Source organism: Candidatus Stygibacter australis (assembly GCA_030765845.1).
GTDB lineage: Bacteria > Cloacimonadota > Cloacimonadia > Cloacimonadales > TCS61 > Stygibacter > Stygibacter australis.
Genome location: JAVCDJ010000218.1, coordinates 1 through 9,168, shown reverse-complemented (window position 1 = coordinate 9,168; position 9,168 = coordinate 1). Strand labels below are relative to the sequence as shown.

7 protein-coding genes and 1 tRNA gene are annotated in these 9,168 nt (G+C 37.7%); all 8 read right to left on the bottom strand.

Annotated elements, in window-relative coordinates; genetic code table 11:
* Positions 1 to 250: 250 nt before the first annotated feature.
* Positions 251 to 1,312 (bottom strand): response regulator, encoded by a 1,062-nt coding sequence (locus tag RAO94_11290; protein ID MDP8322923.1) that lies wholly within the window; start codon positions 1,310 to 1,312, stop codon positions 251 to 253.
* A 19-nt stretch (positions 1,313 to 1,331) separates the two neighbouring features.
* Positions 1,332 to 4,691: a response regulator gene (locus RAO94_11285; GenBank protein ID MDP8322922.1), complete on the bottom strand. Its 3,360-nt coding sequence runs from the start codon at positions 4,689 to 4,691 to the stop codon at positions 1,332 to 1,334.
* Positions 4,692 to 4,702: 11 nt separating this feature from the next.
* Positions 4,703 to 5,521 (bottom strand): protein-glutamate O-methyltransferase CheR, encoded by an 819-nt coding sequence (locus RAO94_11280; protein MDP8322921.1) that lies wholly within the window; start codon positions 5,519 to 5,521, stop codon positions 4,703 to 4,705.
* A 161-nt stretch (positions 5,522 to 5,682) separates the two neighbouring features.
* Positions 5,683 to 5,759: transfer RNA gene (locus RAO94_11275), tRNA-Arg, on the bottom strand.
* Between the two features lie 481 nt (positions 5,760 to 6,240).
* A complete protein-coding gene (locus RAO94_11270; protein ID MDP8322920.1) occupies positions 6,241 to 6,384 on the bottom strand; it encodes a hypothetical protein in 144 nt (47 codons plus the stop codon).
* A gap of 167 nt (positions 6,385 to 6,551) precedes the next feature.
* A complete protein-coding gene (locus RAO94_11265) occupies positions 6,552 to 7,460 on the bottom strand; it encodes a tyrosine recombinase (protein MDP8322919.1) in 909 nt (302 codons plus the stop codon).
* A complete protein-coding gene (locus RAO94_11260; protein MDP8322918.1) occupies positions 7,447 to 7,671 on the bottom strand; it encodes a hypothetical protein in 225 nt (74 codons plus the stop codon). The genes RAO94_11265 and RAO94_11260 overlap by 14 nt, the downstream gene beginning before the upstream one ends.
* A gap of 7 nt (positions 7,672 to 7,678) precedes the next feature.
* Positions 7,679 to 9,168: hypothetical protein (locus RAO94_11255; GenBank protein MDP8322917.1), on the bottom strand; the 1,490-nt coding region annotated here is incomplete at its 5' end.

The window sequence follows — 9,168 nt, the reverse complement described above, 5'->3', positions numbered from 1 at the left end:
CGCTTACATCCACCACCCAACCAAGCCAAGACTTCTGAACCGTAATCGGGACAGGAGTTTTGGGCGACCAGTTTAAATTACCCTGCCTCTGCCGGATCCCAAAAGTCTTGCCCGAAATACGTTCAAAACTCTTGTTATCCTTACTCTAATACAATCCCCATTCTCATTAACACCAGATTTCAATCTGATGATCAAATATAAACAAAATGAGTGGTTTCACTCGTCTGTGTTAAATAACCTAATATTTAGATTATATTTTTTCGTTTAATTGTTCAAGCTGTTTTTCCAACTCCTTCACTTCATCTCTAAGTTCTTTTATACGGAATTCACGACCACTGAAAAGTTTATTCATTCTCTCTAGTTCCTCGTTTTTATCTTCCAGTGCTTTTGTTCTTTCACTCACCTTGTCTTCAAGATTCTTACGATATTTCTCCAGCTCCAGCTCAGAAGCTTTTCTTCTGGTTATATCCTGAATGGTTTGCAAAGCACAAATAATATTACCATTTTCATCTTTGACAGGAACTGCAGTACAATAATACCATCTATCAAGATAATAGCGGTCAATAAATACTTTCTCCAGCTCTAATGACTCGGAAAGAAGGCTTGATCTTTGCCATTTATCTTCAAAGTGCTTGCTGATAGTTTTATCATCTGCCTGATCAAGTACCAGGTCAGCCAGGAGCGGATGATATTCTTTATACATCGTTTTCCAATGATCTGTGCCCCCGATCATACTTTCAGATTTCATAGCAGTCAACATTTCCAGAGCTTTGTTCCAATGCGTAATTTTATGATCCTGATCTATCACAAAAGCTGGAATTGAAAAACCTTCAATTATATGATTGAGCTTGACTTCGTTCATCAGCAGTTCTCTTGTTTTCTCATCCACGCTGTCCATCAGGATCTTTTTTTCCTTTCGGAGCAGGTCTTCCGTCTTTTTGATACGTAATAATACATCTACCTGTGCTCCCAGTTCATAAGGATCTATGGGCTTGGTAAAGAATGCATCTGCCCCATGCTCCAGACCTCTTATTCTGCTGCGGGTATCTGTTTTGATCGCTGTCAGCATCAATACCGGTATATCCTTTGTTATAGGATCCATTTTCAATAATTTACAGGTCTCATAACCATCCAAACCCGGCATAATAATATCCAAAATAATGGTATCGGGGTTTTTCTTCCTGGCTATCTCAATACCTTCCTGACCGGACAGTGCCGTTAACACTTCACACTCCGGTTTCATTTGGTTCAATATTGCTTTGATAGCTACAAGATTATCCGGTTTATCATCTATCACCAATATTATAGGCATTCTCTCCTCCTCTATTTTTCTAATCGAGCCATTTCGATATTTTTTCCATTAATAATTTAGCATCAACTGGCTTAGCAAGATAATCATCGCAACCAGCTTCCAAAATTTCTTTCTTATCTTCTACACCAGCTCTTGCAGTTACAGCAATTACCGGTATTTTCCCGGTAGCCTCAGATTTTTTTAGTATCCCTAAAAGCTCAATCCCGCTCATCTTCGGCAGATTTATATCCAGCAGGATCAGATCCGGTATCTGAGTAACAGCTATTCTAAGACCGGTAATCCCATCAATCGCCTTGATTATTAGATACTTCTCTGGAATTATTGCCTGCAAAGTTAACATATTATCAGGATTATCTTCAATTATTAATATGTGCTGCCTTTCTGATGCTAAAGGATTTGCTTTGCTTAATTCGCTTAGTTTAATTCCTTCTTTCTCTTCACTACCTTTTTTCAGCATCACATTGATCTTATACATCAATCCATTCAGATCCACATCACCTTTTTGCACTAACTGCTGAATATTATTAGCACTTAGCCTTGCCAGGTCTGCTTTTCCCAAATCTTTGGCTGTGAGGACCAAAACCGGGAGATGCCGGGTCTCATCTTTGCTGCGAATATTTTCCAATACTTCAAAACCATCCATTTCAGGCATCATCAGATCAAGTATGATACCATCAGGTATTGTATGCTCCACAAATTCAAGGGCTTCTAATCCATTTTGTGCAACTGATATCTGATATCCCATTTTTTCAAGCACAATTTTCATCTGGATCACGACAGATTCATTATCCTCGACTAATAATAACCAGCCTTTGCTGGAAGAATTGATCACTTCATCTTCACCTTCATATTTGTTATATACTTTTCTTAAAGGGGCAACCTCAATATCTTCCCCACCTAACCATCGCAAAGGAATTGTTACGCTAAAGGTTGTTCCTTTACCCAGTTCACTCTTAACTTCAATATCCCCATGCAACAATTTTATCAGCTTTCCTGCAATTGCAAGACCAAGACCTGTACCTTCATATTGTCTGGAAGTGGAACCATCCAATTGACGGAACTCTTCAAATATGTGGGGCAATTTATCTCCATCTATGCCAATCCCTGTATCTTCTATTACTATCTGTAAATGATCTCCTTCCACTTCCGCAGAAATTTTTACATACCCTTCCTCAGTGAATTTCACTGCATTGCCGGCAATGTTTTGTAATACCTGATGCAGTCTAACTTCATCTGTTACCACTAAAGGAGATTCTTCTGGTAATTCCAGTTTTATTTCTATACCCTTTTTATCAGCCAATGGTTTCAAGATATCTCGTATATTTTCTAATACCGATGTAATATATAGCGGGTTCGGCATAATATCCATTTTTCCTGCTTCAATTTTGGAGAAATCAAGGAGATCATTGATCAAATGCAAAAGACTTCTGCCGTTCCGCTCTATTATCTCTAAAAAGTTCTGCTCCTCTTCATCTAATTTACCTTTGCTCCTTTGTATTAATATCTCTGAAAGTGCTAAAACAGAATTAAGAGGTGTACGCAATTCATGACTCATATTAGAAAGGAATTCACTCTTGAGTCTGGTTGCTTCCATAACCTGCTCTTGCTGCTTCTCGAGTTCTATATTCTGCTCCTGCAATTCCGAAGAACTCTGCTGCAATTCCTCTGTCTGCTGCTGCAATTCCTCTGATTGAGACTGAAGCTCTTCTGTTTGTGCTGCCAGTTTTTCGTTGCTCCGCTTCAAGTTATATGCCATAATCCGCGTTTTCTCTAAATGTAATATATTGGAATATGTCCTGTTAATGGTATTCCACGATTTGTCAAGTGAATTTATAAATTCATCACTGAATTCATATATGCTTGCCAGAGAAATTAATGCCACTACTTCGTCTCCCAAAAGTATTGGTATTGTTAATATTTCTCTGGGTTTTAGTTCTCCTGATACCGTGATATAGGAAAATTTAGTATCTTCTGGAATTTGCTTAAAATGAAATATTCTTTTTGCCTCAAGAGTAGTTCCAAACTCACCTACCATCTCAGAAGCAGTAAATGATTGCTTCAATAAATGGTTCGCCCCAATTGAATGCAAATGCTCAAATTTATTCTCTTCCTCATTTAAAATATAGAACGTTCCCATCACTGAATTACTAATTCCCATCAGCTCATTTAACAGCTTTGTGGAGAAATCCCTCTGAGTGGAATTACCAATTAAAGTATTGGAGATTTTTGTTATGTCATTCTGAATCCGAACCTGCGAATCTATTGATTCAGCCATTACGTTCACGGACTTAGCCAATACTCCTATCTCATCTTTGTTATTTATCTGGTTTCTTACTGTGTAATTACCCAGCTCAATCTGTTTTGCCATATTTTTTAGCTGTATTATGGGTTTGGTTATTGCCTTTCCAATGATTATACTCACTACAACGATCACAAAACTGAGGAGAACAAGTAATATAATAAATTCCTTCAAGAATTTATTTGCAGGCTGCATTAATTCCTGCATATCCTGCTTGCACACAAAACCCCAGCAAGTTTCAGGTATGTGGGTATATGCTGCCAGCACCATTTCACCCCGATAATCCTCTGTCTCAATTATCCCGGTTTCACCATTTACTGCCTTTATGGCAGGTGCTGCTTCAATTCTCAGTTTCAAAGGAGCATTTTCATACCAGCGCAATCTGTTCAATGCCAGCATATCTTTATTTACGATCAGAGTTTCTCCAGTTTTACCTAAACCAGTCCTCATCTGCAATAGATCAAATAAAGAATAATCAAGATTTACCCGCGCTGCCAAAATCCCAACTACATGCTTTCCCTTATGATTATGGCAAAATATGGGTATAGAAAATCCCATCGCATAGTCCCCTATATCATGAGAATAATAGATATCTTTTAAAAATAGCTCTTTTGTTTTTAATTGAGTTTTATAATATTCATCATCGGATTTATCTATCCCTTCCCGATGCTGTTTAGTGGAAACAATCACCTTGCCGGTAGCTGGATCCAGCACAAATAATTCCTCATAATCAGGAAAATTCTTACTGTATTTTTGTAAGGTATACCGTGCTTTGCCAATTATTTCTTCTTCCGCATTTGATGGTTCACTAAAATTAGAAATATTCTCAAGATCAATCAAGCCAAAACCTTGAGAAGTAATTATCAAATCACCCTTACGCTCTGTAATCCAGTTCTTAAGCTGATCTACCTTTAAATCTCTTATTGCTTCAAGGTTTTTATAATTTTCCTGCTTCGTTTCTCTGACTTGTTCAATATACAAATAATACACTGTAAAGATCATGGGAATGATTGATACAAGCAAAAACCAGAATGTTAGTCTGTTATTTATTTTTCTAAAAATACCTCTTTTTTCTTTCATCTTTTATTTCCTTAACCAGTTTTTTTATAGATCTTACTAAAAGGTGCTACCTTCTTCAGTTTCCTTTTATAATAATCTCCAACAATCTCTGCTTCTCCCAGCATCAGATAACCACCCTTATTAAGCGAATCATACAATCTCCGCTCAATTTTCTCTTGATAACTAGGATTATAATAGATCATCAGATTACGACAAAGTACCAGATCAAAATCACCAAAAATACTCTCTGCTGGAAACGCATTGCTATCACTTAATTGATCATGAAATGAGAAATTCACCATTTTCCTGATCCCTTGCTTTATCATATATTTATCCTCAATATGAGTGAAATACTTCTGAAGCAGACCAAATTTCACTTCCTTCAATAAATCCTTTTTATAAACACCCTCTCGAGCTTTTAATAAAGCTTCTCTATCTATATCTGTCGCGAATATCGCTGTCTCCAGGTGCTCTTTATTCAAATGCTCTGCCACAAGTATTGCCAAAGAATAGGCTTCCTCTCCTGTTGCACAACCAGCTGACCAGATCCGTAAAGGTTCATTCTTCTCCAGTTTCTTGATGATCATATATCCAAGTATTTTATTGATGATCTCAAAATCAAGAGGATTACGGAAAAAATGACTTACTTTGATGGTGACAGACTGCATTAATGATTCTAATTCTTCTTTGTGATCCTTTAGATAGTGATAATAACTCTCAAGATCACTGGTGCCCGTTGCTGCAAATCTCATCTTAATACGTCGAGCAAGCATATCATAGGAGCAGCCAGAAAAATCATAGTTACCTTCTTTATGTAACAAATGTAATATCCGACTTATCTTCCTTTGCATTTACACTCCAAATATTCACTCTTCTTTATCATATTTTTCCACATCGTCTTTCTATATTGTCAAGGAAAGAATTTATTTTTTACTTCGTAGTTACTTCTAATTGCGTTTACTAAGTCTTATTGAATAAAAAAAGGTCGGAATTGCTTCCGACCTGATTTATCTGGTGTCCCCGACGCGATTCGAACGCACGGCCTTTTGATCCGGAGTCAAACGCTCTATCCAACTGAGCTACGGGGACACTTATTATTATCGCTCAATTCACACTTTCTCTTCTTTAGGAATGTCAAAATTGAAGCCTGCCAGTAATTATTCAAGCTTTTTTTGTAACCACTCCCCATCCTGGTAGCATATATTACAAACTTTCCACCCAATCTAAACTGTTTTCCATCTCATTTATATGTTATCCGTTATAATTCTATACGGCTCTCCGCAGAAATTAGTGACAGACTTCAAAATTATCGCAAAGCCTATATTTGGTAATTTATCTTTCGCATAGTAAATACCCGGCGATTTATAATATCGCCATACACTCGTTTAATTCGTGTCTTTTCTATTTATTTCATTATATACTTTAGACCGTATGTTACACTTTACGCATTTTATCCCATCTTATATGCTTTTGATCATAAATATCTGAATTGTATTGATTTAACGATTTTCTCTGTCCCAATTATACTCCCTGTACCCTCCCTGTGGGTTCCCTGTGGGTTACAAGTGTATCAATAATCATCTTTACCATATTTAATATCATTATTATTTTCATATATTGCTGTAACGTTTCTACTGAATAAAAGCATTTTCAGCAATTTATTAATTTTATCATCATCATCCTTACTTAAAACATGATATGCATATGCACCCATATCCCACAATTTGTAAATGAAACCCCTTTTACTAATTTGGAGGTATTTAGATGACATTTGTTTTATTGTCTACTCACTAATTTCTGCGGTGAGACTTATATACTTCCGTTACTCTATTTCTTCTTACTCCATTCAATATAAGGTAAAATTTGAGAAAATAGAGGGAATTATTTTCTGGGATGATATAGTCTGTGCTCTTTGATGATGAATTTCTTATCTATATTGGAATATATCTGGGTAGTATTAATACTTACGTGTCCCAGGAGAATTTGCACAATGCGGAGATTGGCTCCTGCTTCCACCAGATGCGTGGCAAATGAATGCCTGATGGTGTGAGGACTCACCTTTTTGCTGATACCGGCAGCTAATGCCAACTTATCAATGATCTTCCAGGCGCCCATACGCGAGAGAGGCTTGCCAAACCGATTCAGAAAAAGGGTGTCATCCTGCTGCCATTTCAATAATGTGGGTCGATAATCCTGCAAATATTTTTTTACAAAAGCGAGTGATTTACCGGCAACTGGAATTACTCTCTGCTTACGTCCCTTGCCAAATACTCTAACTACTTCTTCATCCCAGTAAATATCATGAGTGGTGAGATTGATCGTTTCCGATATCCTGAGACCACTGGCATACATTAATTCCAGCATTGCTTTGCTGCGCCAGTGCAGTGGTGTATCCAGGGGAATAGAGTCCAGCAGCTTCAGCATTTCCCTGAGAGTGAGCACATCCGGGATCTTATGGTCATACCTGATGGCAGGTATATCAGTGATATTGAGCTTGAGCGGGACATCTTCTTCCATCATAAAAGTGAGTAATGATTTGAGAGCAGAACGCTTCCTTGCAACTGTACTGGCTGCCATACCGATTTCCTGAAGCGATGCCAGATAGCCTATCACTTCTTTAGAAGTAGTATCTTCCAATTTGCAATCGATGTAATAGATAAATTCCTGACAATCCTGAAAATAGGAATAAACAGAATTTTCTGCTAAACCCTGCTCTGCCTCGAGATAGAAGCGGTAGTTATTCAGCCAGGCTCTGTTATGATGCCTGTTATGGGAATCACTTTGTTTCATCTTCCTCGTCAATCACTTCAAATTCCGCGTCTTCGATCTTATCCTTTTTGGCTTTATCCACCTTTTTACTACTGCTTCTGAAGGCGATGTATAATATTATCGGGATAGTGATATACCAGTATCTAATGCCTGCCACAAACAAAAAACTGGCAAATCTAAGAATAAGTGACAAGATGATAATAATTATCAGCCAGAAAATTAACGTGTTCATTTTCATATTAGTACCTTCCTTTATTGATATCTGTTAATTCATTTCTAAATCTGGGAGAAAAAATTGATTGAGGATTCTCTTTCAGGAAATCAGTGATGTATTCCCGCTTCAAGCTGTCAGATTCGGTGTACTCCATAAGTTGAAGATCAGCATATTCTCCCAACAGGGGATTTTCAAAATCTTTCTGCCACCAGGCTATTGCCAGAGCATTATCAGAATCCTCTTCCCATTCAGCAGCCAGAAGCTGGATCTCATCATCACCAGAAAGCTCATCAATATCTGAGAGTATCACCAAAGCCTGCTCATTTTTGTATAAACCCCTCAATCGCCAGGCTTCAAAAAGCTGTTCATGGAATTCCTTAGGCAGACTGGAGATGATCTGGGTAAGGTATAAAGCCTGAGATGTCAATTTACTGTCAGGTAGATTAATAATAAGTTCTCCCAGCAGACTGTCAGCCAGGGCATCCTGCTGCATTAAAGCGATCTGCCAGGTGTAATACACACTCTTTTTATATATATCAGTCCCAGATTCCTCATCAATAAGTACTTTTGCAAGCTGTTTTCCAGCCACATCCAGGTCACCGGTTTTTATCCGATAATCAATTACCTTGAATTCTATTTCCTTGCGCTGCATCTCATTAAGAGAATATTCAGCAGCTTCATTGAAATAATCTATCACCATTTTTGATGGCTTATCTAATCTGATCGAAAGATCCGCCAAAAGTAAGCGAGCGAGTTTTGCTGACTGAGTCCGATAGCGATATTTACCCGTCTTCAATTTCTTATTATCATACACCAGCATCAATTCATCTTCTGCCAGTTGATATTTATGCTGCTTGATGTATATTTCTGCAATGGAAATCTGAACATTTGCCTTCAGATCAGGTTCGTCAACTATTTCTTCATACTGCATATATGCTTTGAGAGCCACTTCATAGTTACCCATTTTGTTCAACTCTTCAGCAAAATTAAGCAGCTTGTTCTCATCCAGCACCTGATACTGCTCCAGTGCCTCATCATATTGTTCCACATGGGCCAGACACAAAGCATAAGCTTCTGTCACTTCCATATTATCTGTCCCATCACGGAACTGTTTCACGCTTTCGATCACGTTTTTATCACGGTTCAATATACCTTCCAGATAGTTCATCACATAGTGCAGATATTGCTTATTACGCTCCAGATGCTTAAGATATTCTATTGCTGCCAGATTGTGTTCAGACTGACTTTGATAGCTGCGTGCCAGATCAAGCGTAAATAAATAATCGTCTTTTGTTACTTTCCTGGCCTCTTCCAGTACTTCAGAAGATTTTTCATATTGTCTGCTGCCACTATATATACGGGACATATCCAGATAGACATTCACGTTGTTTTTGTTATCAGCAAGATATTTATCTCCCAGTTTGAAGGCTTCTTTTGTTTCACCATCTCTGATCAGCAAAGGTATCTTGATCCTTAAATAGTTAAATGGCGGCATAAGATATTTCTTTTCTTCCA

What these genes read in the sequence shown, in the direction of transcription:
- RAO94_11265 (MDP8322919.1), bottom strand. Translation starts at nt 7,460, where the DNA reads ATGAAACAAAGTGATTCCCATAACAGGCATCATAACAGAGCCTGGCTG.
- RAO94_11285 (MDP8322922.1), bottom strand. Translation starts at nt 4,691, where the DNA reads ATGAAAGAAAAAAGAGGTATTTTTAGAAAAATAAATAACAGACTAACA.
- RAO94_11270 (MDP8322920.1), bottom strand. Translation starts at nt 6,384, where the DNA reads ATGGGTGCATATGCATATCATGTTTTAAGTAAGGATGATGATGATAAA.
- RAO94_11290 (MDP8322923.1), bottom strand. Translation starts at nt 1,312, where the DNA reads ATGCCTATAATATTGGTGATAGATGATAAACCGGATAATCTTGTAGCT.
- RAO94_11260 (MDP8322918.1), bottom strand. Translation starts at nt 7,671, where the DNA reads ATGAACACGTTAATTTTCTGGCTGATAATTATTATCATCTTGTCACTT.
- RAO94_11280 (MDP8322921.1), bottom strand. Translation starts at nt 5,521, where the DNA reads ATGCAAAGGAAGATAAGTCGGATATTACATTTGTTACATAAAGAAGGT.